The organism is Nonomuraea maheshkhaliensis, from assembly GCF_039529435.1.
Lineage (GTDB): Bacteria > Actinomycetota > Actinomycetes > Streptosporangiales > Streptosporangiaceae > Nonomuraea > Nonomuraea maheshkhaliensis.
Genome location: NZ_BAAAMU010000001.1, coordinates 136,275 through 161,068, shown reverse-complemented (window position 1 = coordinate 161,068; position 24,794 = coordinate 136,275). Strand labels below are relative to the sequence as shown.

Annotated in this window: 19 protein-coding genes; 8 read left to right on the top strand and 11 right to left on the bottom strand. The window is 70.9% G+C overall.

Features of this window, described 5'->3' with window-relative positions:
* Positions 1-2: 2 nt before the first annotated feature.
* On the top strand, positions 3-1,409 hold the full coding sequence (locus ABFX54_RS00775) for a dihydrolipoyl dehydrogenase family protein (RefSeq protein WP_346100889.1): 1,407 nt from the start codon (positions 3-5) through the stop codon (positions 1,407-1,409).
* Between the two features lie 41 nt (positions 1,410-1,450).
* On the opposite strand, the gene ABFX54_RS00770 is transcribed toward ABFX54_RS00775, so the two are convergent.
* Genes ABFX54_RS00770 through ABFX54_RS00755 form a run of 4 tightly spaced genes read right to left on the bottom strand, consistent with a single transcriptional unit; the run spans position 1,451 to position 4,656 of the window.
* A complete protein-coding gene (locus ABFX54_RS00770) occupies positions 1,451-1,828 on the bottom strand; it encodes an STAS domain-containing protein (RefSeq protein ID WP_346100888.1) in 378 nt (125 codons plus the stop codon).
* 60 nt (positions 1,829-1,888) lie between these two features.
* A complete protein-coding gene (locus ABFX54_RS00765) occupies positions 1,889-2,374 on the bottom strand; it encodes a MarR family winged helix-turn-helix transcriptional regulator (RefSeq protein WP_346100887.1) in 486 nt (161 codons plus the stop codon).
* Positions 2,375-2,410: 36 nt separating this feature from the next.
* On the bottom strand, positions 2,411-3,409 hold the full coding sequence (locus tag ABFX54_RS00760) for a hypothetical protein (protein WP_346100886.1): 999 nt from the start codon (positions 3,407-3,409) through the stop codon (positions 2,411-2,413).
* A complete protein-coding gene (locus ABFX54_RS00755) occupies positions 3,406-4,656 on the bottom strand; it encodes a hypothetical protein (protein WP_346100885.1) in 1,251 nt (416 codons plus the stop codon). The genes ABFX54_RS00760 and ABFX54_RS00755 overlap by 4 nt, the downstream gene beginning before the upstream one ends.
* A gap of 369 nt (positions 4,657-5,025) precedes the next feature.
* Between ABFX54_RS00755 and ABFX54_RS00750 the strand changes: the two genes are divergently transcribed.
* From ABFX54_RS00750 to ABFX54_RS00730, 5 genes are all read left to right on the top strand, one after another.
* Entirely contained in the window at positions 5,026-7,182 is a 2,157-nt protein-coding gene (locus tag ABFX54_RS00750) for a transglycosylase domain-containing protein (protein ID WP_346100884.1), read from the top strand.
* Between the two features lie 223 nt (positions 7,183-7,405).
* Positions 7,406-8,377 carry a LacI family DNA-binding transcriptional regulator gene (locus ABFX54_RS00745; protein ID WP_346100883.1) on the top strand — a complete coding sequence of 324 codons (972 nt, stop codon included), beginning with the start codon at positions 7,406-7,408 and terminating at the stop codon, positions 8,375-8,377.
* Positions 8,364-9,623: a serine/threonine-protein kinase gene (locus tag ABFX54_RS00740; RefSeq protein ID WP_346100882.1), complete on the top strand. Its 1,260-nt coding sequence runs from the start codon at positions 8,364-8,366 to the stop codon at positions 9,621-9,623. The genes ABFX54_RS00745 and ABFX54_RS00740 overlap by 14 nt, the downstream gene beginning before the upstream one ends.
* A gap of 404 nt (positions 9,624-10,027) precedes the next feature.
* Positions 10,028-11,089, top strand: a complete 1,062-nt coding sequence (locus tag ABFX54_RS00735) for a lytic polysaccharide monooxygenase auxiliary activity family 9 protein (protein WP_346100881.1) — start codon at positions 10,028-10,030, stop codon at positions 11,087-11,089.
* The gene (locus ABFX54_RS00730) at positions 11,086-11,607 is read left to right on the top strand and encodes a hypothetical protein (RefSeq protein ID WP_346100880.1); all 522 of its coding nucleotides are present in this window, start codon (positions 11,086-11,088) and stop codon (positions 11,605-11,607) included. Before ABFX54_RS00735 ends, ABFX54_RS00730 begins: the two co-directional genes overlap by 4 nt.
* A 224-nt stretch (positions 11,608-11,831) precedes the next feature.
* Here the strand turns inward: ABFX54_RS00730 and ABFX54_RS00725 are convergent, their stop codons facing one another.
* A complete protein-coding gene (locus ABFX54_RS00725; protein WP_346101064.1) occupies positions 11,832-14,318 on the bottom strand; it encodes a glycoside hydrolase family 9 protein in 2,487 nt (828 codons plus the stop codon).
* An 11-nt stretch (positions 14,319-14,329) separates the two neighbouring features.
* Positions 14,330-17,242, bottom strand: a complete 2,913-nt coding sequence (locus ABFX54_RS00720) for a glycoside hydrolase family 48 protein (protein ID WP_346100879.1) — start codon at positions 17,240-17,242, stop codon at positions 14,330-14,332.
* 340 nt (positions 17,243-17,582) lie between these two features.
* Between ABFX54_RS00720 and ABFX54_RS00715 the strand changes: the two genes are divergently transcribed.
* The gene (locus ABFX54_RS00715; RefSeq protein WP_346100878.1) at positions 17,583-19,895 is read left to right on the top strand and encodes a glycoside hydrolase family 6 protein; all 2,313 of its coding nucleotides are present in this window, start codon (positions 17,583-17,585) and stop codon (positions 19,893-19,895) included.
* A gap of 57 nt (positions 19,896-19,952) precedes the next feature.
* Here the strand turns inward: ABFX54_RS00715 and ABFX54_RS00710 are convergent, their stop codons facing one another.
* The 5 genes from ABFX54_RS00710 to ABFX54_RS00690 form a co-directional block, all read right to left on the bottom strand.
* Entirely contained in the window at positions 19,953-20,360 is a 408-nt protein-coding gene (locus ABFX54_RS00710; protein ID WP_346100877.1) for a DnaJ family domain-containing protein, read from the bottom strand.
* 13 nt (positions 20,361-20,373) lie between these two features.
* Positions 20,374-21,273 (bottom strand): dihydropteroate synthase, encoded by a 900-nt coding sequence (folP, locus tag ABFX54_RS00705; protein WP_346100876.1) that lies wholly within the window; start codon positions 21,271-21,273, stop codon positions 20,374-20,376.
* Positions 21,274-21,421: 148 nt separating this feature from the next.
* Positions 21,422-21,895 carry an ATP-binding protein gene (locus ABFX54_RS00700; protein WP_346100875.1) on the bottom strand — a complete coding sequence of 158 codons (474 nt, stop codon included), beginning with the start codon at positions 21,893-21,895 and terminating at the stop codon, positions 21,422-21,424.
* A gap of 98 nt (positions 21,896-21,993) precedes the next feature.
* On the bottom strand, positions 21,994-23,043 hold the full coding sequence (locus ABFX54_RS00695; RefSeq protein WP_346100874.1) for an NAD-dependent epimerase/dehydratase family protein: 1,050 nt from the start codon (positions 23,041-23,043) through the stop codon (positions 21,994-21,996).
* A 63-nt stretch (positions 23,044-23,106) separates the two neighbouring features.
* On the bottom strand, positions 23,107-24,288 hold the full coding sequence (locus tag ABFX54_RS00690; RefSeq protein ID WP_346100873.1) for a zinc-dependent alcohol dehydrogenase: 1,182 nt from the start codon (positions 24,286-24,288) through the stop codon (positions 23,107-23,109).
* 95 nt (positions 24,289-24,383) lie between these two features.
* Here ABFX54_RS00690 and ABFX54_RS00685 point away from each other — a divergent pair, with 95 nt between their 5' ends.
* Positions 24,384-24,653, top strand: coding sequence for a hypothetical protein (locus tag ABFX54_RS00685; RefSeq protein WP_346100872.1), 270 nt, complete (start codon positions 24,384-24,386; stop codon positions 24,651-24,653).
* Positions 24,654-24,794 lie beyond the last annotated feature (141 nt).

Here is a 24,794-nt window from a genome sequence, read left to right as displayed (position 1 = left end):
CAGTGGCTGACGAGTTCGACGTCATCGTGATCGGCGCCGGTCCGGCCGGCGAGAACGTCGTCGACCGGGCCGTGCGCGGCGGCCTGACGGCGGCCATCGTCGAGGAGCGGCTGGCCGGCGGCGAGTGCGCCTACTGGGCGTGCGTGCCGAGCAAGGCGCTGCTGCGGCCGGTCGACCTGGCCGGGGAGGTGCGGCGGGTGCCGGGGCTCTCGCTCGGGCCGATCGACGTGGCCGCGGTGCTGGCCAGGCGCGACGAGACCGTGTCGAACTTCGACGACAGCGGCCAGGTGCGCTGGATCGAGAGCGTCCCGGCCGAGTTCTTCCGGGGCAAGGGCCGCCTCGACGGGCCCAGACGCGTCCGCGTCACCGCCGAGGACGGCAGCGAGCGCGTGATCACCGCCCGCCAGGCCGTCGTCCTGGCCACCGGCAGCGTCCCCGCGATCCCGCCCACGCCGGGCCTGGCCGAGGCGCGGCCGTGGACCAGCCACGAGGTGACCGCGACCACGTCGGTCCCCGAGCGCCTGGTCGTGATCGGCGGCGGCGTGGTGGCCTGTGAGATGGCGCAGGCCATGCACGGGCTGGGCGCCCGCTCGACGACCGTGCTCGTCCGGGGCGACCGCCTGCTCAGCCGCATGGAGCCGTTCGCGGGAGAGCTGCTGGCCGAGTCGTTCGCCGACGCCGGGATCGAGCTGCGCACCCACACCGACGCCGTCCGCGTCGAACGCCCCGAGCCGGGCGGGAAGGTGACCGTGCACCTGCCGGAGGGCCCGCCGCTGGAGGCGGACGAGCTGCTGGTGGCCACCGGCCGCCGGCCCGCGAGCGGCGACCTGGGGCTTTCGACGGTCGGTCTGCCCGATGGCAAGATCGTCGAGGTCGACGACAGCATGCGGGCCACCGGGGTCGCCGACGGCTGGCTGTACGCCGTGGGCGATGTCAACGGGCGTGTGCTCCTCACCCACATGGGCAAGTACCAGGCCAGGATCTGCGGCGACGTGATCGCCGCGCGGGCGCGCGGCGACGAGCTGCCCGCGATGCGCGACCTCGTCGGCGGCGCCCGCTCACCGCAGGTCGTCTTCACCGACCCGCAGGTCTGCGCGGTCGGCCTCAGCGAGGAGGCGGCCCGCGCGGCGGGCATCCGGGTCCGCGCGGTCGAGTACGACCTGGGCTCGGTCACGGGGGCCTACCTGATGGGCGAGAACTACCGGGGCAAGGCCAAGGCCGTGGTGGACGAGGACAGGAGGGTGCTGGTCGGGGTCACGTTCGTCGGTCCCGCGACGGCGGACCTGCTCCACTCCGCCACGATCGCGGTGACCGCCGAGGTGCCGCTCGACCTGCTCTGGCACGCGGTCCCGACCTTCCCGACGGTGAGCGAGATCTGGCTGCGGCTGCTGGAGGCGTACGGCCTGTAGGCCGACGGTGGGGCGGCGTTTCGGCGGTGCTGTGCTGCGGGTCAGGGGCTGATCTCCGACTGCAGCATCAGCTCCGCCACCGTCTCCTCGACGCTCCCGCGCAGCTCCACGCGTGACAGCAGGTCCGTCAGCCGCAGGACGGACAGCAGGTGGTCCGAGGGCCGTACCAGGATGATCCGGCCCTCGCCCTGCTCCTCCATCCGCTGCATCGCCATCGCGAGCACGCCGATGACCGAGGAGTCGAAGAAGTCGAGGTCGGCCAGGTCGAACACGAGGACGGGGCCGACCGACCAGTTCCACACCTGGTTGATGCGGTCGCTGAACCTGACCCGGCCGGCGTGGTCGAGGACGCCGCCGGCGCGCAGGACGGTGCAGTGGAGGTGCCTCGTCGTCTCGATCCGCAAACCGCCATTGCCCACATCACCACACTGCCCGCTGAGCGGTGATAACACGGGGTATTTGCCATTTTTCCCGACTGCTCACTCCATGCTGTCGGCCAGCTTGCGCAGGAGCCCGGCCAGCGTCGCCATCTCCTCGCGGCCGAGCGGAGCGGCCAGGCGGGCCAGGTTGGCGGCGTGCTCGGTGAGCGTGTCGTCGATGACCCGCAGGCCCCGCTCGGTCAGCCTGACCAGGAAGCTGCGCCGGTCGGCCGGGTCGAGGCTGCGCTCGACCAGCCCGGCGGCCTCCAGCCGGTCGATCCGGTTGGTCATCCCGGCCCGCGACATCATCAGCACCTCCGACAGCTCGGAGGGAATCAGCGTGTACGGGGGCCCGGCCCTGCGCAGCGCGGCCAGCACGTCGAACTCGCCCTGCCGCAGCCCGTGCTTGGTGAAGACCCGGTCCACCTGGGGCGCCATCAGCCGCATGGCCTGGGCGAGCCGGCCGAAGACGTCCATGGCCGACAGATCGAGATCGGGCCGCTCGCGCCGCCACTGCTCGATGATCGTGTCGATGGCGTCGCCCATGCCTCCGCATCCTATTCGAGGCGAAACCCTCGGCCCTTACCGGTGCGCGGTGCCCGACTCCAGGGTCGGGATGGCGTCCGGGCACGGCCCGAGGATCACCAGCAGGGGCGAGGTCGCCGGGCCGGACAGCTCCAGCTCCGTCACGTTCCCCCGTACCCGCTGCTCGGGCTTGCCCAGGTCGCCGTCCCGCACGCTGATCACCCGCTCGACGGACGGAGCCGCCGACTGCAGCAGCCGCCTGGTGGTGTGGCGCAGCCAGCGCAGCTCGCTGTTGACCCGGCGCCACGTGGCCGGGATCATGCTCACCGCCTCGGCCTTGGTGCCGAGCCGCAGCGTGATGCGGCCGCTCGACCCGAACCGGTCCTTGAGCACGGGGTTGACCACGAACATGCCGGAGCGCAGCACCCGCGCCCCCTGGCGGTTGGCGTTGGCCAGGCCGCCCGCGCTGATCAGCGAGTACAGCTCGCAGCGGGCCCCGTCGAGCGTGTCGGGGTCATAGTCCACCGCCGGCGGCTCCTCGAAGACGACCTTGTCCAGCCGCACCCCGGCCACCCCGTCCTCGGCGACGCGGCCGGCCACGGCCGTGCGCACCTCGTCGCAGACGCCGTCGCCCTCGGTGATGTCCAGCGCCTCGACGCAGATCAGCCCGTCGTCGGGGATCTCGTCGGGCGACAGGTCGAAGGCCACCCTGGCGTGCGCCTTCTTGCCGCGCAGCAGCACGCACTGGCGCAGCCGCCCCTGGGAGAGCACCTGGACGAGGCGGGGCCGCGGGTTCATCTCCGTACGGCCCTCGTGCCAGCCGCTCACCGACCGCTCGTCCGTGGACAGCGACACCTGCACCCGCAGCGCCCGTCCCTGGGCGGAGACCTTGAAGCCGGCCAGCCCGGACGTCTCGAACCTGCCCAGGATCTGGCTGCCACGCCGCAGCCGGTCGGTCACCTGCAGCGCCGACAGCCGGCCGCTGGACAGGTGGACGGGCGGGATGGCGGGAAGGACCACCTGGTCGAGGTCGGTGGCGGGTCCTGAGCTGGTCATCGGGTGCTCCTCGAAGGGACGGCGGTCGTCGAAGGGATGAGTGCGGCGGCCGTCGCGGCCGGGTCGTGGAAGTCGAATCGGGTGAGTACGGGATCGCGCCATCGCCACATGCGGCCGACCGCGCTGTAGAGGGCGTCGCCGTCCCGCTCCGCGTGCCGCAGGTTGACCGTCATGGCCCTGGCGTAGTCGTCCCCGTGCTCCCAGTGGGGCAGGAGCTGGCTGGGCACGTCGGCGCCGCAGCGGCGCAGCCAGAGCCACAGCCGGGCGCGCTCGCGCTGCTCGGGCCCGAGGAAGCCGGCGCGCTTGGCGCCCCTGGCGATGGCCTCGGCCAGCAGCAGGCGGTGCTCGGACGGCGAGCCCGCGACGTGGGTGGCCCCGCAGGCGCCGCCCTCGGACCAGCCGGCCTGGATGACGGGGATCCCGAACGCCGGCAGGTCGCTGTCGCCGAACGCGACGCCCACGTCCGCCGTGCTCCACAGCAGGTTGGCCGAGATCGCCCCGCTCACCTGCCTGATCCGGGAGCTGTTCCGTGGCGTGCTCGGGGAGGCGGCATCGGCGGGGGTGTCGAGGAAGAGCCAGTTCGCGCTCTGGTCGGACGCGGCGAACTCCGTCGTCGCCGCGAACAGCTCCGCGTCCCCGCCGGGCTCGTGGCCGAAGACCGCGACGGTGGGCCGGTCGGCGTCGATGCCCAGGCGGGAGCAGGCGTAGTAACGCAGCTGGCGGCGCTCGGTCTCCGTACGGACCTGGTAGCCGCGCCCCACCCGCCGGGCCACCCGCTCGGCGCTGGGCCTGATCGCCTCCCTGTGCGGCCAGACGTGCCGCTCGAAGAAGGCGCCGACCCTGGCGGGCAGCTCGTCCTGGATCGTGCACGTGCCCTGGTCGGGGAAGAGCGCGTACGCCCGCAGCGTCCCGGTGCCGTGCACGTGGACGACCGGCACCTCCCTGGGCACGGCGCGTTCGGCCCGGCTGGTGACCAGCGCGCGGGGCGGCACGTCCGGCCGCCCGCCCACGGTGCCGCCGAACGCCTCGGCCAGCCGCGTCCACCCGGGATCGGTGAGCACGACCAGCCGCGCGGACAGCAGCCCGCAGACCGCCTTCGCCACCAGCAGCGTGCGCGCCACGACCCGCAGATCCTCGTCGTACGCCTCCGCGACGACGCACCCGTCGTCGCCGGCGCTGTCCGCCCACCATGTCCTGGCGGCGGCAAGCAGCCGATCGACGTGCTCACGGTCCCCGACGCGACGCATACAGCCCCCTCCACCAAGGCCCGGGAAGAAATGCCCTGCCAGACGTTGCCAGACCGGCCGGCCACGACCCGGCGGACAACACGCTTCTTTGCCTTGGCCTGGCGGAAACTCGGCCGCCCCAGAAGACGACACAGAAGAAGACGCAGATGAAGGCGGCGGGGAGTGCGAGGGCTACGGGCTCACGTCACGCGCGTCGCGGCGGTCCCGTACGTCCCGACCAGGTCGAACGCCGCTTTGGCGGCGAATCCCCAGAAAACCCCGCGCGGGAGCAACATTTCCGGGTCAGTGAGCGTCCAAGTTTTTACCTGGAGCACGTCATGCCCGGGTTTAGGATGCACCCTATTGCCACGAGGGGGAGGGTATACCGTCATGGGTTCCCGTTTGTCGAGTGTCGCGCGCCTGACGGCGGCCGCGGCGGCGGCCGGCGTAGTGGCCGCCGCCATCGCGTTGCCCGCGGTCGGGGGCACTGGGGCGATCTTCGTCTCGGCTTCAGAAGACCTCGGCATCAAACCCGAGGAGCTCAAGGAGCCCCCGCTGGCCGAACGGACGACGCTGCTCGACGCCAAGGGCAACGAGATCGCCTACTTCTGGGAGGAGTACCGCGAGAGCGTCACGCTCGACCAGGTGGCCGACATCATGAAGACGGCCATCATCTCCATCGAGGACTTCCGTTTCTACGAGCACGGCGCGATCGACATCGAGGGCACGATCCGGGCCCTGGCCAAGAACGCCACCTCGGGCGGCATCGCCCAGGGTGGTTCGTCGATCACCCAGCAGTACGTCAAGCAGGTGCTGCTCAACTCCGCCGAGACCGACGAGGCGAAGGCCGCGGCCTTGGAGGCCAGCTACGCGCGCAAGCTCAAGGAGCTGCGGTACGCGATGGCGGTCGAGGAGAAGTACACCAAGGACCAGATCCTGGAGAAGTACCTCAACATCGCCTACTTCGGCGCGGGCGCCAACGGCGTGGAGGCCGCGGCCAAGCGCTTCTTCGGGGTGAGCGCGTCGGACCTGACGCTGGCCCAGGCGGCGACGCTGGCCGGAGCGGTCCAGGACCCCAACGCGACCGACCCCAACATCGGCAAGGCCCAGCAGAAGCGGCTGCTCTCGCGGCGCAACGTGGTGCTCGACCGGATGGCCGAGCTGAAGAAGATCACGCCGGAAGAGGCCGCCGCGGCCAAGGCCCAGAAGCTCGGCTTCAAGAACACCCCGATTCCGGGCGGATGCGCTGAGAGCAAATATCCCTACTTCTGCATGTACGTCCGCAACGAGGTGCTGCGCAACCCGGTCTTCGGCAAGAAGGCCAAGACCAGGAGCGCGTTCCTCAACCGGGGCGGCCTGACCATCCAGACCACGCTCGACCCGAAGATGCAGCGGGCCGCCGAGCGGGCCATCAAGAAGCACGTGTTCGCCTCGGACGACCCGGTCGCCTCCGAGGCCCTGATCCAGCCCGGCACCGGCGCGATCAAGGCCATGGCCGCCAGCCGCAAGTACGGCACCAACAAGCGCAAGAAGGAGATGTCGTACAACGTCGTGGCCGACGCCGCGCACGGTGGCGGTACCGGGTTCCAGGCGGGCTCGACGTTCAAGACGTTCACCCTGGTCACCGCGCTCAAGAAGGGCATGAAGCTCAACGAGGGCTTCTCCGTCAGCGGCGGCTACCGGGCCCCCTACTACTCCTCGTTCAAGAACTGCAAGGGCGAGAACATCGGCGACCCCTCGCACACCGTCACCAACGACGAGGGCGGCGGCGGCTTCATGACGCTGCAGACCGGCACCTGGAAGTCGGTGAACACCTTCTTCGTGCAACTGGAGCAGAAGGTGGGCCTGTGCGACACGATCAAGACGGCCAAGGACCTGGGCATCAAGCGCTCCGACGGCCTGCCGCTGACCGAGTACGAGACGTTCACGCTGGGCACGAACGAGATGGACCCGGTGACCGTGGCCAACGCCTACGCCACCCTCGGCGCGCGCGGCAAGCGCTGCACGCCCATGGTCATCACCAAGATCACCGACCGTTACGGCAAGGTGAAGAACTACAAGCCCGACTGCGAGCAGAAGCTCGACCCCGAGGTCGCGGACGCGGCGGCGAGCATCCTGTCCGGCGTGTTCACCAAGGGCACGATGAGCGGCGTCGGCGGCATCGGCCGCCCGGCGGCCGGCAAGACGGGCACCACGGACAACCAGGCCACCGCCTGGTTCGCCGGCTTCACCCCGGACCTGGCGGGCGCGGTCAGCATCGGCGACCCGGACGGCGCCCAGGACCACAAGCTCAACGGCGTCACCATCGGCGGCCGGTACCACGCCAACGTCTTCGGCGCCACGATCCCCGGGCCGATCTGGAAGGACACCATGCTGGCCGCCCTCAAGGGCACGCCGGCCACCGCCTTCACCCCGGTCAACACCGAGCGGTTCGGCGGCTGCGGCTCGGGCTGCGCGCCGAGGCGCGAGACGCCCGACGAGGACGACGACGTCACCGACGGCGACGAGGACTACACGGGAGTGGACACGGGCCTCGGCGGGGAGTGACCTCTGCGGTTTCAGAGTGCCGGATGTGGATGAATAGGGCGTCCAGAAAGAGGCCCTGATGCACATCCGGCACAGAAACCCCCGCTGGTCACCAGCACTTCCTGGCTGAGCGCATTCGGAGCGCGTCCGTACAACGGGACGCACTCCTTGCAAAGGCCCTATTAACAACGGCGAAACATTGGTAACGTGGGAGCGCTCCCAGGATCTTTCCGCGAGGTGCTCCATGTCCGAGCAGCCCACACTGGCACAGGTGGCGGCCGCTGCCGGGGTCTCCCCCGCGACCGCATCTCGAGTCCTCACGGGCTCGGTGCGGGTCAGTACCTCGACCCGCCGCCAAGTCTACGACGCCGTGTCCCGCATGGGATACGTCAGGCAACGCGCACCCCGGGGAACGGCCGCGAAGACCATCGCCGACGGCGTCACGGCGGTGATCTGTGACCATCTCCCCCGGCTCTTCAACGAGCCCTACTACGCCAGGCTCCTGTCCGCCGCCGGCGCGGTGATCGCCGAACACGGCACCCACCTCATGGTGACCACCGTCGCCCCCACCTCCTCCACGCTGCCCGCCCTCTCCGGCGCGGTGCTCATCGTGGGCGCCAGGGAACGCCATCCCCTGGCGATCAAGCTGTCCACCTCGGGCGTCCCGGTCCGCAACATCGGCCGGCCGCCCCACGACCTCAAGCTCCCGTACGCCGACGTCGACAACCTCGACGGCGGCCGGCAGGCGGCCGAGCACTTCCTGCTGTCCGGCCGCAGAAACGTGGCGGCCATCGGCGGGCCGCCGTCGTTACCCGGCGCCCGAGACCGGCTGGAGGGCCTCGTCCGCACCCTCCAGGCCGCAGGCGCCCCCGACGTCCCCGTCGCGTACGGCGACTTCACCGCGGCCTCAGGCACCCACGCCATGCAGTGGCTGTTACGCCACGCCCCCGGCCTGGACGCCGTGTTCGTGGCCTCCGACCTGATGGCGGCCGGCGCCATCCAGGCCCTGCGCAGGGCGGGCCGCAAGATCCCCGCCGACGTCGCGGTGATCGGATTCGACGACGCCCCCGTCGCCAGGCACACCGTGCCCGCCCTGACCACCGTCCGCCAGCCCGTCGAGGAGCTCGCCACCGTCGCCACCCGGCTGCTCCTGACGGGGGCCGCGGGCATCGACCCCGTCCTCCCCACGGAACTGGTCGTCCGTGAGTCGGCTTGAGCCCGGGGACGTACTGGCCCGCCGGTACCTGCTGCTGGACCCGCTGGCCAGAGGGGGCATGTCGGTCATCTGGCGGGCTTTCGACCAGTCCCTGCACCGGATGATCGCGGTCAAGGTGCTCACCGCCTCCCTGCACACCGACTCGGGAGCGCGGGTCAGCGTACGCAGCGAGGCGCGCGCCGCGGCCAGGTTCATCCACCCCGACTCGATCGAGATCTACGACTACGGCGAGACCGTCACCACCAGCGGCGGCGTCGCGGCGTACGTGGTGATGCCGCTGCTCGACGGCACGCCGCTGGCCGAGCGGATCGAGCGGGGCCCGCTGCCGTGGCAGGAGGCCGCCTCCATCGCGCTGCGGCTGGCGCGGGTGCTGATGGCCGGGCACGCCCGGGGCCTGGTGCACAGGGACGTGACGGCGGAGAACGTGCTGCTCACGGCGGCCGGCCCCAAGCTGCTCGACTTCGGCATCGCGGCCTGGGCCGGCGACCCCGAGGACGACCGCGGCACCCCTCCCTACGTCGCCCCAGAACGGCTGCTCGGCGCGCCGACCGATCCCGCGGTCGACGTCTACGCCCTGGGCGTGCTGCTGCACACGATGCTCACCGGGCGCACGCCGTACCCGGAGACCACGTGGGAGGAGATCGAGGCGGCCCGTAGGACCGAGCCACCGCCCCGGGTGCCCGGCGTGCCGAACGCCGTGGCCACGCTCTGCCAGCGCTGCCTGGCGCGCCTGCCCGAGGAGCGGCCGACGGCGGCGCAGATCGTCTCGGCGCTGACCTCCGCGCTCGGCACGGCGACGCTGGGCCGGCACGTGCGGCGCGGGCTGACGGTGGCGGGCTCTGCGGCCATCGCGCTGTCGGTCCTGCTCTGGTTCCAGCAGGCACGGCCTCCCGAGCACCCGCCCGAGCAGCCGCAGCGGGCGGCCCAGCCGCCGCCGCCGCCCACGGCCAACCTGATCGAGCGCTCGCCGGCCGCGGCGATCACCGTCGAGCAGGCCGCGGCCGGCTTCAGGACGGTGCTGGAGGCGCGGACGCCGTGCGGCGCGACCGACGACGACGTGGTGCTGGACCTGCGGCAGGTCCTCGACGCCACGGTGGCGCCGCGGCACGGCCCGTCGCAGGTCGAGACGGCGAGCCTGCGCGCCAAGCTCTCCACCCGGTTGCAGGAGGGCCGCCTCACGCCGGCCTGCCTGAGCGAACTGCAGGCCAGGCTGGACGACATCGACGCCGCCGTACAGCGGGACTGATCGACCGGAGACGGGCGGCGGGGTCGGACGCGGCCGTGGTCGGATGAGACCGGGGCCGAGGACGGCCGGAGTCCGAGGGCGGCCGGGGTTTCGAGGGCGGCCGGGGTTTCGAGGGCGGCCGGGGTTTCGAGGGGACGAGGGGTACGGCCGCACCAGCCGTACCCCTCCATCGCGCGGGCCAGACCCCTCACAATGCGTGGCCCCGCGCGAGCCCGCTCCCCTGTCTCTGCGAGAGGGAGTGTAGTGGGAGCGCTCCCAGATGGGCAGTCCCAAATTCGCCATGACCATGATCGCGTGAAAGTTTCACAGAAGATTGTCGGATCCAGAAATGTCGTGATTCAATGCGCTGGCCGGGCGGGCAGGTCGTGGGCAGTTTCCTCTGTCGTCAGCGCAAGGGAATCCCCATGAAGTTATTCAAGTCGGCGGCACTCACCGCCGTCCTGGTCCTGATCACCAGTGTCCTGATGGCCCCCACACAGGCACAGGCGCACGGAGTGTCGATGTTCCCCGGCGCCCGTACGTTCCTGTGCTGGCAGGACGGCCTGCGGGACAACGGGCAGATCCTCCCCTACAACCCCGCGTGCGCCGCCGCCGTCAACCAGAGCGGCACGACCCCCCTCTACAACTGGTTCGCCGTGCTGCGCTCCGACGGCGCCGGCCGGACCTCCGGATTCATCCCCGACGGGCAGCTCTGCAGCGGCGGCACCGGCGGGCCCTACGACTTCTCGGCCTACAACGCGGTCCGCTCCGACTGGCCGCTGACCCACTTGACCTCCGGGGCCTCCATCACGATGCGGCACAGCAACTGGGCCGAGCACCCCGGGTCGTTCAACTACTACATCACCAAGAACGGCTGGAACCCCAACGGGCCGCTCAAGTGGTCCGACCTTGAGCCGTTCGGCAGTGTCACGAATCCGCCCAAGTCCGGCGGCGCCGGCGGGCTCAACTACTACTACTGGAACGCCCAGTTGCCCTCGGGCAAGAGCGGGCGGCACATCATCTACACGCACTGGATCCGTTCCGACAGCAACGAGAACTTCTACAGCTGCTCGGACGTCGTCTTCGACGGCGGCAACGGCGAGGTGACCGGCGTCGGACCCGGCGGCAGCACTCCCGGCCCCGACCCCGACCCCGACCCGACCGACCCTCCTCCCACCGGCGGCTGCACCGCCACGTGGAAGGCCACCGACACCGGCTGGGCCGGCCACTTCCAGGGTGAGGTGACCGTGAAGAACACGGGCACCAGCGCGCTGAACGGCTGGACGGTCAAGTGGACCTACACCGGCGGCCAGGGCTTCGACGGCCAGCCGTGGAACGGGGTGCTGTCCGCGCAGGCGCCCAATGTGGCGGTCAAGAACGCCACGTACAACGGACAGCTCGCACCGAACGCGTCGACCTCGTTCGGATTCAACGCCACCGGCTCGGTCCCGAGCCCCGCACCCAGCCTGACCTGCACCAGCCCGTGATCTCAACCCGTCGCGGGCTCGTCGCGGCACTCGTCACCCTGGCCGGCCTGACCCTGGCCGGGGTGACGTTCTTCGTGGCCAGGCAGCCGTCCTCGCAGCTCAACGAGGAGCTCGCCGCCCAGGTGACCCTGATACTCGAACAGGCCTCGCCAGGCGAGCACCACTCCCACGGGCACAGCTTCGACGCGGGCGTCGTGTGCGCCGTGGAGCCCTTCGGCACCGAACCTCCGAACGCCACCTCCCTGGTCGAGGTGCGCTGGGTCTACGCCCGTCACATGTGCGCCATCACCGGCCAGAGCCGGGACTGGGCGTCGTCCGTGCGCGCCTCGGGCCCGATCGCCGTGAAGATCGACATCCCGCCCCAGGTCAGGGTGCCCGAGGCGGGCGCCGGCTACCCGGAGCGGGTCCGCCGGCTCATCCCCGAGCGTTACCACGAGCAGGCGTTCGCCGAGTTCAGCGACGACGCGGCGATCGACGCGGCGCGGGAGAGATTCGCGCTGGCGACCGCGGAGAAGTGACAACCCACAGGTTCGCGTCGGCGCAAGAGTGAGAACAGACCACACACGAACGGACGCGGTCGAGTGGAGGTTCGACCGCGTCCGTCCCATCCGGGCGGGATGGTGTGTTGGGCAGGGATTGTTGTTGGCCCTCACCTCCTCATACGCAGCCGATGGCCGGGGGGTTCAGTCCGTCCTCGTTGGTGCCGCCCCCGCCGCCGCTGCGGCGGGGGCGGGCTCTCGGATCAGCCGGGAGTGCAGCTGATCGGGTCGGGGGTCGTGGCGGCGCCGTTGGCGACGAAGCCGAACGTGGTGCTCGCGCCGGGCGCGAGAGCCCCGTTCCACGCCTCGTTCCTGACCGTGACCGTGGTGCCGGACACGGTGTGCCGGCCGCCCCAGAGCTGGGTGATCGTGCTCGGGGTGGTCCAGGCGACCGTCCAGGCGCCGGTGGGCGACGTGCCGGCGTTCCTGACCCTCACCTCGGCCTGGTACGCGCCGCCCCAGGAGTTGACCACCTGGTACGTGGCCGTGCACCCGCCCGCGGGAGCGTCGGTGGTGGTGAAGGAGACGCTGTCCGAGGCGGCCGAGGTGTTGCCCGCCGCGTCCCTGGCCACCACGTGGGCGGTGTAGGACGTGGCGGGGGTGAGCCCGCTCAGGTCGGACGACGTGCTCGTGGCGGTCGCTACCTTGGTGGACCCCAGGTAGACGTCATAACCGGTCACGCCCACGTCGTCGGTGGCGGCCGCCCAGCTCAGCCTGGCCGAGGAGCCCGTGATCGCGGAGACCGCGGGCCTGCCCGGCCGGCCGGGGGCGGTGGTGTCCTCCTCCACCGGACCGGGGGGCTCACCCCAGATCGTGGTGCCGCCGCTGTGGAGGGTGATGTTAGAGGTGCGCACCGGCGTCGCCCCGGGCGTGGTGGGGATGTTCCGGTACGACCAGTCGTTGGCCGGATCCCACGTGCCCGCGCTGGTGATCCTGAACTGCACCTCCCTGCGGTGCTGCGACTGCCCGGCGGGCGCGATGGCCTGTCCTGAGCAGTCGACGTTCACGTAGTACGTGCTGCCGCTCGCCTGGCGCACGGTCGGCGCCGCGCACTGCGTGTAGGCCGACGAGACGCTGATCTGCGCCGGGGTCGTCGAGCCGTCGAGGGTGAAGTAGTAGCGGAACGAGCCGTCGGACAGGACCCTGGCGGGCCAGGCCGACTGGTTGCGGACGATGGCCTTGATCTCGGTGAAGCCGTTGCCCGAGGCGTTCACGCCCGCCTCGACGAAGATCTCCGGGCCGTCCGGGGTCTCGGCCACGGGGAAGTTCGCCGCCGGCGCGCCGCCGTACTCCTGGTAGAGCCGGGCCAGGGCGCTGGTGAAGCCGGCGTTGTAGTCGGTGGCGACCTCGTTCATGACGTAGTCGTCGCGTTTGTCGGTGTAGGCGTCGTTCGGGTCGGGCGGGCCGCCGACGAGCGCGCCGTAAAGGGTGTGGCGGGTCTGCTCGGGGTTGGTGATCTGGTCGGTCCACGAGCCGTGCGCCGTACGGTGGTGCGGGTTCCTCGGCGGGTTGGCGCCGAACCCGACCACGTACGACGAGTTGCGCGGGTTGTCCCCGAGCGTGTAGTCGATCTGCCGGACCGCGAAGTCGTGGTAGCGGGCCTTGCGGGTGGCGTCGGTGATGGCGTCACTGTGCACGAGCGCGGCAAAGGCGGTGTTGGCCGCGTACCGCAGCGAGCCCCACCGGTCGAGCACGGCCTGACCGCCCGGCGAGTAGGCCACCTTCGAGCCGTTCACGCCGACCGTCCACCAGTCGAGCCAGCGGTTGGCGTCGTCGAGATATTGCTGCTTGCCGGTCAGCTTGTGCAGCAGCACGTACGCGCCGTACGACTTGTCGTCCCAGGCCAGGGTCCACTTGTACGACTTCGTCGTGCTCTGCGGTTCGGTGCCCAGGCCGGCGTAGCCGCTCTCGGCCTTGGCCAGGTAGGAGGCGTCGTTGGTGGCCCGGTAGAGCCAGATCGCGCCCCACACCAGCTCGTCCTGGTAGCCGCTCCACGAGTTGTAGTAACTGGAGGCGTCGGTGATGCACTCGCTGTACTTCTTCCTGACGCTGTCGGCGAAGGAGTAGAGCTGCTTGGCGTGCGTCACCAGCGTGTCGGCATAAGACGGATTTGTCGGGCGAAAGACCATCGAGGAGGCCGCCATCGCCGCCGCCGTCTCCCCCGCCAGGTCCGACCCGCCGCACGACGCGTCGATCTTGTACGCCGGCCGGTTCATCGCCATCGCCTCGGCCGGCCCCCACCAGGCGTGGTCCGTGCCGCCGTTGCCGACCTGCCCGTAGAGCACGTTCGGCGACGGGTGCGCCTTGACGAAGTAGTCGTTGACGAACTTGAGGTTGTTCAGCAGGTGGGAGAGCTGGCCGGAGGAGGCGTAGGCGTCGCGGTACTCGACCGCGCCCCAGGCCAGCATCGTGGCGGAGAAGGCCATCGGGAAGCCGAACTTGACGTGGTCGCCCGCGTCGTACCAGCCGCCCGTGAGATCGACTCCGGCGTCCGCGCCGTCGTCCAGGCCGGAGTCCCCGCGCCAGGAGACCCGGTTCCAGCCGGGCAGCTCACCCGACTGCTGGGCCTCGTAGAAGAACAGCGACTTCTGCAGCGCCTCGCCATAGGCGAAGGCGGGCGCCGCCGCGTCGGCCGGGGCCGCCGGCCCCGCCCCCATCAGGGACAGGACCAGCGACGCCACGGCGATCATGGTTGCCTTGCTCACGGGAAGAGCCGCCCGTACTCGGCCAGGGCGACGGCGACGTCCACCTGCGCCCAGAAGCGGTGGTAGTTGAAGACCGGCGCGGGGCCGTCGCCGTTCAGGAACGCCTGCACCCGCGGCCAGTCCGGGTCGTCCTCGTAGAACGACCTGATCGACAGGAACGTGGAGTTCGAGTTGATCGGGTCGCCGTTGGGCATCTCACCGCTCCAGCCGGCCGGCACGTACACCGGGTCGTCCACGCGCTGGTAGTCGGTCTTGGTCTCCGGCACCGAGACGCCCTCGGCGTCGCGGTTGTCCCAGATGCCGTCGAGCAGCGCCTTGGCAGTGTCACGGGCCTCGGCGTGACCGGCCCTGGCCGCGTAGTACATCAGCACCTTGGCGTACGCGCCCGCGACGCCCACGTCCTGCGTGTGGTCCGCGACGGTCACGTGCAGGCCCGGGTTGGCCGGCGGCATGCCGGAGGTGGCGTTGAAGTTGCCCGCGGGCTGGCCGGTCCAGCGCAGCGTGGACGGGATCTCGTAGCTGCCGTCGGCGTTGATCGTGGTGTTGTCCAGCGCCCACGACACCCACTTGTCCAGCAGCGCCTTGGCGTCGGCGTTGCCGGTGGCGTAGTAGAGCTGCGCCACCCGGTCCATCGTCCACGCCTGGAAGCCGAACCACTGGTTCGACGGCGGGTCGTGGTAGACCGGCTGCCAGTCGTAGGTCATGCCGTGGAACTTCGGCAGCCCGGACGGCGGCGTGGCGTAGTGGCCCTCCCAGCTGTTGGTGGCGCCGCCGGCGATGGCGCCCTCGGCCGACTGCAGCCACGTGTAGAACTGCAGCTGCCTGGTCAGGCTGGCGCTCCAGTCGGCCGCGCCGGTCGAGCTCTTCGGCCGCAGCTCGGTCACGTTGGACAGCGCCCAGGCCGCGAACGGGTTCTGGTAGCCGGCGTGGTTGTGGCTGGATCCGATGCGCCAGGCCCAGCCGGCGTTCGAGTCGGTCGCGCCGCCCCAGGCGTAGTACCAGGACAGCAGGTAGTTGGAGGCGTTCTTGCCGGTGCCCGCCGGGCACGACGGGCTCGTGCACCCGGGCTGCTTGAAATACTTGTCGTACATCGCGTAGCGCAGGTAGTCGCCCATCTTGGCGGCCTTGGCCACGGTGGCGGAGATGTCGCCGGCCTTGTTCTGCTCCTTGGCCCAGGTCAGCGCCCAGTAGGCGGCCTGGACCGCGCGGGCGTCGGCGTCGGGGGCGTTGGTGTACTTCCACTGCTTGGCGTACGAGGCGTCCTTGATGAACAGGTCCAGGTAGCCGTTCGTGCCGCCGTGGGCGAAGGTGTCGCAGGACGGCTGCGGGATCGTCTCGAAGACCGACTCCTCGGGGCCGCGCTGGTAGGTGTTGATGTAGGCGGGCCTGGTCGTGCCGTCGCCGCAGCGGCCGAAGCCGTAGGTGTTGTCGACGTCGAGCAGCCAGTGCATGCCGTAGACGTCGCGGGTGCCGTACGCGCTCTGCAGCTCGCCGGCGATCGGGTCGGTGCCGACGCTGACGCTGGAGTCGATCTGCGTCGGGTAACTGTTGATCGTGTTGTACTCGGCCGCGTACGTCGCCGGCTTCGAGGGGTCGTAGAAGGAGTTCGTCGGCTGGTCGGCGGTGGCCGGGATGATGTACTTCTCCATCGAGGCCCACGCGGCGTTGAACTTCGACCAGTCGCCGGTCACCTGCCCGTACGTCGCCTCCAGCCACAGGTAGTAGCTGTAGGCCTCGGACGTGGTCTCGTGCCCGTGGTCCGGCGCCTCGACCATGAACGTCTCGATCGAGTGGTACGGCACGCCCTCGGGCGAGAAGTAGCCGTTGGCCGGGTCGTGCAGCTCGTTGTAGAGCTCGACGAAGCGGGCCACGTACTCGTTGTCGCCGCCGACGTCGTCGTCCGCCTCGTTCGCCGTCACGTCCACGGCGGTGTAGCCGGTGGCGCTGACCCGGAAGACGGCCGAGCCCGCCGTGGTGTCGGCGTCGTCGGCCGCGGCCAGCGTGACGTTCTGCACGGTGTTCCAGTTCGACGGCGTGAACGTCCTGGTCGCGGAGCCGGAGACGGTGAGGTCGGCGTCACCGCTGACGCGGGCGACCGAGACGCTCACGTTCGCCGAGGGCGCCTGCGACAGCCGCACGCCGAAGGAGGCGGTGCCGTCCTCCGGCACGGAGATGGTCGTCGGGCTCACCACGAGCGCCGGGCCCGAGTTCGGCGAGACCGTGATGCCGACCGGGGCGGAGGTCGTGACCAGGCCGCTGTTGTCGGTGGCCCTGGCCGTGATCGAGTAGCTGCCGGCGGCCACGTTCGACCAGGTGTAGGCGTAGGGGGAGGAGGTGTCGGTGCCCAGCAGCGTGGAGCCCTGGTAGAAGTCGACCTTGGCGACGGTGCCGTCGGAGTCGGCGGCGGTGGCCGTGATCGGCACGGTGGCGGGGGCGGTGAACGTCTGGCCCGCTGCGGGCGAGGTCAGCGCCACGGTGGGCGCGTTGCCGGTGGCGCCGCAGGTGACCCCGTTGACGCTGAACGTGGTCGGGCTCGGGTTGCTGCCCGTCCAGGTGCCGTTGAAGCCGATGTTGGTGGAGGCACCGGTGGCCAGGCTGCCGTTCCACGGCATGTTGGTGCCGGTCACGCGGGTGCCCGACTGGCTCCAGTTGGCGCCCCAGCCGGTCGGGGTGTAGCGCTGGCCCGTGGTCGGGAAGTCGAAGGCCAGCGACCACGACGTGATGGGGTCGCCGGTGTTCTTCAGCGTGATGTTCGCGGTGAAACCGCCCTGGTTCTGGCCGCTCGTCCACTGATTGGCCGCGTACGTCACGTCGCAGGCCACCGCGGCCTGGGCGGGAGCGGCCGTGACGGCCGCGGTCGCGCCCGCGACGAGGACGAGCGTCGTGGCCACGGCGAGCCGTCTCGCCAACCGGGTCAAGAGAATCGGAGGTCTGTGCTTCACGGGGTCTCCATGGGAGTAGGGGGTTGGGAGCGCTCCCAAACGGGATTGTGGATGCCCTCCGGCGTATGTCAACGGAATGGCGTGTCTGTGACCCCCGTGTTTCCTCTCACCAGGCTGGCCGGGATGAAAGTTTCATCTGTGTCGGAGGGCATTCGGCGAGCATGCGGGGCGGTCGAAACCTCGCGATCAAGCGGGCTCTCGACACAGATCCGGCCGCGACAGACCATGGGAGCGCTCCCAGCCACCTAAGCACTGGAGATGATCGCAAGTGAGACTCCACCGCGGCCTCCGCAAATGGGCCGTGACCATGACCGCCGCGAGTGTCGCGGCCTTAGGGCTCGTCGCCGGTCAGAGCACGGCCGCGAACGCCGCCGTCGCCTGCGACGTGACCTACACAGCCAACTCGTGGACGAGCAGCCCTGGTCAGGGCGGTTTCACCGCGAACATCACGTTGAAGAACACCGGCGACCCCATCTCGTCGTGGTCGCTGGCCTTCGACTACCCGACGACCACGCAGCGCTACACCCCCACCGGCTGGGGGGCCAACTGGAGTCAGTCGGGCTCCCGGGTGACCGGGACCAACATGCCGTACAACGGGAGCCTGGCCACGGGTGCCTCGGTCTCGGTGGGCTTCAACGGCACCTGGTCCGGCACCAATCCCAACCCGACCTCGTTCAGCGTCAACGGCACCACCTGCGGCGGCACGACCCCCACCACCCCGTCGGTGGTCACCTCCGCGAGCGCGGTCGCGGTCAACGAGGGCGGCACGGCGACGTTCACCGCCAGGCTCTCCTCGGCGCCGAGCGCGAACGTGACCGTCACCACCGCGCGGACCAGCGGTGACACGGACCTGACGGTCAGCTCGGGCGCCTCGCTCACCTTCACGCCGTCGAACTGGAGCACCGCGCAGACGGTCACCCTGGCCGCGGCCCAGGACTCCGACACCACGGCGGGCAGCGCCTCCTTCAGTGTCAGCGGCACCGGCGTCACCGGCGCCACGGTGAGCGCCACCGAGGTCGACGACGACGCCACCGTGGAGCAGTCGCTCGTCGTCACTCCGACCGCGGTGACCGTGCCCGAGGGCTCGACCGGCACGTTCACCGTGCGGCTGGCCGCCCAGCCCGCCTCCGGCGTGACCGTCACGACCACGGCGGGCAGCGGCGACGCCGACCTCACCGTCGCCTCCGGCGGCAGTCTCGCCTTCACCACGGCGAACTGGAACACCCCGCAGACGGTCACCCTGGCCGCCGTGCAGGACTCCGACACCGCCGCGGGCAGCCGGACCTTCACCGTCGCCTCCACCGGCCTGACCTCGCGTACGGTCACCGCCACCGAGGCCGACGACGACGGCGGGCCTGCCCCGACCCACGTGGAGAACCCGTACGCGGGGGCCACCGGCTACGTGAACCCGAACTGGAGCGCCAGGGCCGCGGCCGAGCCCGGCGGCTCGGCAGTCGCCAACGTCTCCACGGCCGTCTGGATGGACCGCACCGCGGCCATCGCCGGCGCGTCCGGCGCCATGGGCCTGCGTGCCCACCTGGACGAGGCCGTCAGGCAGGACGCCGCCAACGGCTCCGCGCCGCTGACCATCCAGGTCGTCATCTACAACCTGCCCAACCGCGACTGCTCGGCGCTGGCCTCCAACGGCGAGCTGCGCATCTCCGAGAACGGCTTCAATCGCTACAAGACGGAGTACATCGACCCGATCGCGGCCATCCTCCGCGAGTCCGCCTACGCGAACCTGCGCATCGTCACCATCATCGAGCCCGACTCGCTGCCGAACCTCGTCACCAACCTGGACAGGTTCGCCGACTGCCGCGAGGCCAACGGCGCCGGCGGCTACCGTGACGGCGTCCGGTACGCGCTCAACCAGCTGCACGCCATCACCAACGTCTACACCTACATCGACGCCGCCCACCACGCGTGGCTCGGCTGGGACTCGAACTTCCAGCCCTCCGTCAACCTCTTCTACGAGACGGTGGCCGGCACCACCGCCGGCGTGGACAGCGTGGACGGCTTCATCGTCAACACCGCCAACTACTCCGCGTCGACCGAGCCGCACTTCACCGTCAACAGCACGGTGAACGGCACCTCGGTGCGCCAGTCCAAGTGGGTCGACTGGAACTACTACGTGGACGAGCAGTCCTTCGCCGTCGCCCTGCGCACCGCCCTGATCGCCAAGGGCTTCCGCTCCGGGCTCGGCATGCTGATCGACACCTCGCGCAACGGCTGGGGCGGCAGCGCCCGCCCGAGCGGCCCGAGCACCTCGACCAACGTGGACCAGTTCGTCGACCAGTCGCGGGTAGACCGCCGCATCCACGCCGGCAACTGGTGCAACCAGAGCGGCGCGGGCCTGGGCGCGCGGCCGACCGCGGCTCCGGCCGCCGGCCTCGACGCCTACGTCTGGATCAAGCCGCCCGGCGAGTCCGACGGCGCCAGCGAGGACATCCCGAACGACGAGGGCAAGAGGTTCGACCGGATGTGCGACCCGACCTACCCCGGCAACGACCTCAACGGCAACAACATGTCGGGCGCGCTGGCCGACGCGCCGCTGTCAGGGCAGTGGTTCTCCGCCCAGTTCAGGCAGCTGCTGCAGAACGCCTACCCGCCCGTGAACTGAGATGACCCCGACCGCGGCGCGGCGGCCCCCCCCCGCCTGACCCGGGTCGCCGGCCGGTCACCTCTTTCGGTTGGCCCGGCGCCACTCCGCGACGATCTCCTCCGCGTCGAAGGGCATCAGGTTGAGCGGTGGCCCGGACAGCCCTGTCCTGATCGCCTCGCGGATCCGTTCGTTGATCTCCGTCACGATCCGCCTGGCCTCGGTCTCCGAGCGGGCCCCGTGTGCCTCGGCCAGGGCCCGTTCGGCGTCCTTGCGCAGCGCCAGCGTGGGCGGCAGGGGCATGGACAGCCCCTCGCTCTGGACCTTCTGCTTGATCCACCACATGTCGTCGAGGTGCCGGTCGAGGTTCGGCAGCGGCTTGCCCTTGCCGGGCAGGTCGTCGAACTCGCCGCGCTCCTCGGCCTCGCGGATCTGCCGGTCGATCCAGCTCTCGAAGGGCATGCCGACGGGCTTGCGCTCGCTCACGGATGTGCTCTCCTCACGCCAGGTTGTGACTGGGGGCGACGGGGCCGCGCCAGCCCAGCACGGCCTCGGTCATGCGTACGGACGCGACGGTCGCCGCGACGTCGTGCACGCGCAGGATGCGGGCGCCCTTGAGGATGGAGACCACGTTGGCGGCGATCGTCCCCTCCTTCCGCTCGCCCTGGGGGCGGTCGAGCGTCTCGCCGATGAAGTCCTTGTTGGACAGCGCCACCAGCGTGGGGTAGCCGATCGAGGTGATCTCCTCCAGCCGGCGCGTCAGCTCCAGGGAGTGGAAGGTGTTCTTGTTGAGGTCGTGGCCGGGATCGATGATGATCTTCTCCGGCAGGATGCCGGCCTTGAGCGCGGCCGAGACCCGTTCGCGCAGGAAGTCGGCCACCTCGGACACGACGTCGGCGTAGCTCGGCCGGAAGACCCGGCGGCCGGGGCCGCCGAGGCTGTGGGTGACGATGACGCCGGCGCCGGTCTCGGCGGCGACCTCGGCCAGTCCGGGCTCGCGCAGGCCGTTGGTGTCGTTGATGACGTCGGCGCCCGCCTCTAGGGCGGCCCTGGCAACCTCGGGGCGGTGGGTGTCGACCGAGATCACCGCGTCGGTGGCGGCCCTGACCCTGGCGATGACCGGGGCCACCCGGTCGATCTCCTCCGCCACGTCGATGTGGGCCTGGGCCGCGGAGAAGGCGAAGCCACCGATGTCGACCCAGTCGGCCCCCTCGTCCACGGCCCGCGTCGCCGCCTCGACCGCGCGGTCGAGCTCGAACGTGCTGCCCTGGTCGTGGAAGGAGTTGGGCGTCCTGTTGACGATGGCCATGATGGCGACCTGGCGCTCGAAATCGAACTCGCGCCGTCCGAAGCGCCGGACGGGAGAGATGATCCCGGGGGAAAGCTCTTCGCCGCTCACGTAGTGATCCCTTTCCGTCGCCTTGAGCCTACCCGGCGCCCGGCCAGGTCAGACGGCCCGGGACCCGGGCAGGGCGATCACGCGGAGAGGCGCCAGGACTTGTACGCGGCGATCACGCGGTGAAGCGCCGCGACCCTCACACGGAGGCTCACGCGGTGAAGCGGCCGAACGGGCGCCCGCCCGGGGCCGTGACCCGGATGCGCCGCATGCTCCTCGACGCCGTCGGACCGCTCTCCCGTGGTAACCGCATGGTCAGCAGGACCGTGGTGCCGCCGGGCCCGGTGCGGAAGTCGGCGGTGTCGCACAGCCGCCTGATCAGGTAGATCCCCCGCCCGGTGTGGGACTCGTCGGAGGGCCGCTTGGCACCGTTCAGGTACGCCTCGGGGATGCCCGCGCCCCGGTCACTGGTCTCGGAGCGGATGACCCCGTCGACCGTCCACAGCTTGAACCGCCCGCGCCCGCCCGCGTGCTCGATGGCGTTGACCACGCTCTCGTGCACCGCCAGCACGAAGTCGTCGAGCCTCGGGCCGTGCAGCCCGCAGCTTCTGGCCTGCTCGGACACGGCGTGACGCAGCTTCGTCAGGTCCTGGAGAGTGAAGTCCTGGGCGATCAGGGTAGGCATGCGCTCCTCCGTGCCGTTCCGACACACAGGCCACGCTTCAGGACCCCGCGTGATCTGACATCTTCCCCTGCGGCCGGATCTTACACACAGTCATGTCGTTACGGGCGTCCGCCGACGCCGGTGGCGAGCTCGCGTACGCGGGCCATCGGCCCCCCGTCGGGCGCCAGCGGCGCGGTCTCCATCCCCGCGCCGTCGTACACGCCTTCGAACAGCTCCCGCATGGCCTCGACCGAGGAGTAGCGCGGTGTCCAGCCCAGCACCTCCCGCGCGCGGTCGGTCCGCATGACCGGGATGCGCAGGAACAGTTCGAGCAGCCCTGGCGCGGCGGGCACGAGCCTCAGGTGCCAGCCGGCGGCCACCGCCGCCCTGGCCAGGCCGCGCGGCACCGCGACCGTGCGGGAGCCGAGCAGCTCGGCCAGGTCGTGCGGGTCCAGCACGGGCTCGGCGGCGATGTTGAACGCGCCCCGCACCTCCTTGGTGACGGCCAGCCGGTACGCCTCGGCCGCGTCGGCGGCGTGCAGCACCTGCAGCCGCAGTCCTGGGATGTCCGGCACGAACGGGATCCGCCCGGCCCTGACGAGCCGCCTGGGCACGAACGGCCCGCCGAACAGCCTGCGCTGCTCGGTCGCGGCGACGCGCTGGAAGACGAAACCAGGCCGCATGCGTACGACCCGGACGTGGGGATGATCGTGCTCGAACACGTCGAGCACCCGTTCCACGTACGCCTTCTCCCGCCCGTACGCCGCCCCCGGCCAGCCGTGCGTGGGCCAGCTCTCGTCGACCGGCCGATCCTTGGGTCCCGGCGAGTACGCCCCCACGGACGAGGCGTGCACCAACGCGGGCACCCCCGCCTCCGCCGCCGCGCGGAAGACCCGCATGCTGCCCAGCACGTTGGCCCGCCAGGTGACCTCGGGATGCCGGGTCGGCTGGAACAGCCAGGCCAGGTGCACCACGGCGTCCGCGCCGTCGAAGATCCGGGTGAGGTCGTCGACGGCCACGTCGGCCCGCCGCCAGTCGGTGCGGTCGATCCGCCAGCCGGGCAGCCGGCGGGCGACCCCGACGATCGAGCTCACGTCCTCGTCCGCGGCCAGCGCGCGTACGACGCTGGTGCCGACGTTCCCGGTAGCACCCACCACGACGACTCTCATGGGTGCTCCGCTGCCCGCCCCCTGGGCCGCGAAACGTCGATCCGGCGCCTGTGACCTGCGACGTTACGGCCGCAGCAGGATCTTCACCGCGCCGTCGGACTTCTTCTGGAACATCTCGTACGCCTGCGGCGCCCGCTCCAGCGGCAGCCGGTGCGTGGTCAGGTCCATCACACCCAGCGGGTCGGAGTCGTCGGTCACCAGGGGCATGAGCGCGCCGATCCATCTCCTGACGTGCGCCTGGCCCATGCGCAGCGTGATGCCCTTGTCGAACATGCGCAGCATGGGCATCGGGTCGGTCATTCCGCCGTAGACGCCGATGACCGAGATGACCCCGCCGCGCCTGACGGCGTCGATGGCCTGGTTGAGCGCCGCCAGCCGGTCCACGCCCGCGTTCGTCATGAGCGGCGCGGCCACCGCGCCCGGCAGCAGCCCGGTGAGCGTCTGGGCGAGCTTGGCCGCGGTCGAGCCGTGGGCCTCCATGCCGACCGCGTCGATGACGGAGTCCGTGCCGCGCCCGCCGGTGCGTGCGCGGATCTCGCCGGGGACGTCGGTGACCTCACTGGCGTCGATCACCTCGATGCCGTGGCGGCGGGCCATCTCCAGGCGGGCGGTGACGCCGTCCACGCCGATCACGCGGTGGCCGAGGTGGCGGGCGATGCGGGCGCACATCTGGCCGATCGGCCCGAGCCCGAAGACGGTGACGCTGCCGCCCTCGGGGAGCTCCGCGTACGCGACGGCCTGCCAGGCGGTCGGCAGCACGTCGGACAGGTACAGGAAGCGCTCGTCCGGCGGCCCGTCGGGGACCTTGATCGGGCCGAACTGGGCCTCGGGCACCCGCAGGTACTCGGCCTGCCCGCCGGGCACCTGGCCGTAGAGCCTGGTGTAGCCGAACAGGGCGGCGCCCATGCCGTGCTCGCGCACCTGGGTGGTCTCGCACTGGGCGTACAGCTCCAGCCCGCACATGTGGCAGTGGCCGCAGGCGATGTTGAACGGAATTACCACGCGGTCGCCCGGCCTGATGCCGGAGACGGCCGGCCCGACCTCCTCGACGACGCCCATGGGCTCGTGCCCGAGGATGTCGCCCTCGGCCATGAAGGGCCCGAGGACCTCGTACAGGTGCAGGTCGGAGCCGCAGATCCCGGTGCTGGTCACTCTGATGACAGCGTCGGTGGGCTCCTTGATCGACGGGTCGGGGACGTCCTCGACCCGCACGTCACGTTTGCCGTGCCAGGTGACTGCCTTCATCCTCGTTCTCCTCATCCAGAGGCGACAAAAGCCGCATACCCCCACGCAGCTCTCCAAACGGCTCCGACCTTGAGGCGAGTGCCTAGACTGCCCTCATGGCACCGACTCCCCTCACCCCGGACGAGGCCGCCCGCTTCCGGGGGAACATGTCCGAATGGCTCGCCAAGGAGCTCGTGGAGAAGGGCTCGCTCCGCCTGTCCGCCGTGGACGACCCGGAGCTGCAGCGCCACTTCCAGGAGGCGGTGCACCGGGCGAGCGAGCTGCTCGGACGCCCGGTGATCAGCATGGCCGGCCCGCGCGGCATGACGTTCGAGCTCGGCGATCAGCCGCTCACAGACCGGCAGCACCCTCCCCTCACCCCGTAACCAGCCCGCTCTGACCTTCTTCCGGCCCCGCACGAGTGCTGACACCCGTGGGGGCCGTTTTGTCATGCCCGCGAGATGACGCCGGCGACCTGGCGTTCTTCCTGGCTGCCCATGGTCAAGCGGTGACAGAAGCTTTACACT

Bases quoted from the DNA above. Each gene is read 5' to 3' on its own strand.
- ABFX54_RS00690 (WP_346100873.1), bottom strand. From the start codon at position 24,288: ATGAAGGCAGTCACCTGGCACGGCAAACGTGACGTGCGGGTCGAGGAC.
- ABFX54_RS00760 (WP_346100886.1), bottom strand. From the start codon at position 3,409: ATGACCAGCTCAGGACCCGCCACCGACCTCGACCAGGTGGTCCTTCCC.
- ABFX54_RS00750 (WP_346100884.1), top strand. From the start codon at position 5,026: ATGGGTTCCCGTTTGTCGAGTGTCGCGCGCCTGACGGCGGCCGCGGCG.
- ABFX54_RS00695 (WP_346100874.1), bottom strand. From the start codon at position 23,043: ATGAGAGTCGTCGTGGTGGGTGCTACCGGGAACGTCGGCACCAGCGTC.
- ABFX54_RS00715 (WP_346100878.1), top strand. From the start codon at position 17,583: ATGACCGCCGCGAGTGTCGCGGCCTTAGGGCTCGTCGCCGGTCAGAGC.
- ABFX54_RS00755 (WP_346100885.1), bottom strand. From the start codon at position 4,656: ATGCGTCGCGTCGGGGACCGTGAGCACGTCGATCGGCTGCTTGCCGCC.
- ABFX54_RS00725 (WP_346101064.1), bottom strand. From the start codon at position 14,318: ATGATCGCCGTGGCGTCGCTGGTCCTGTCCCTGATGGGGGCGGGGCCG.
- ABFX54_RS00765 (WP_346100887.1), bottom strand. From the start codon at position 2,374: ATGGGCGACGCCATCGACACGATCATCGAGCAGTGGCGGCGCGAGCGG.
- ABFX54_RS00700 (WP_346100875.1), bottom strand. From the start codon at position 21,895: ATGCCTACCCTGATCGCCCAGGACTTCACTCTCCAGGACCTGACGAAG.
- ABFX54_RS00685 (WP_346100872.1), top strand. From the start codon at position 24,384: ATGGCACCGACTCCCCTCACCCCGGACGAGGCCGCCCGCTTCCGGGGG.
- ABFX54_RS00745 (WP_346100883.1), top strand. From the start codon at position 7,406: ATGTCCGAGCAGCCCACACTGGCACAGGTGGCGGCCGCTGCCGGGGTC.
- ABFX54_RS00735 (WP_346100881.1), top strand. From the start codon at position 10,028: ATGAAGTTATTCAAGTCGGCGGCACTCACCGCCGTCCTGGTCCTGATC.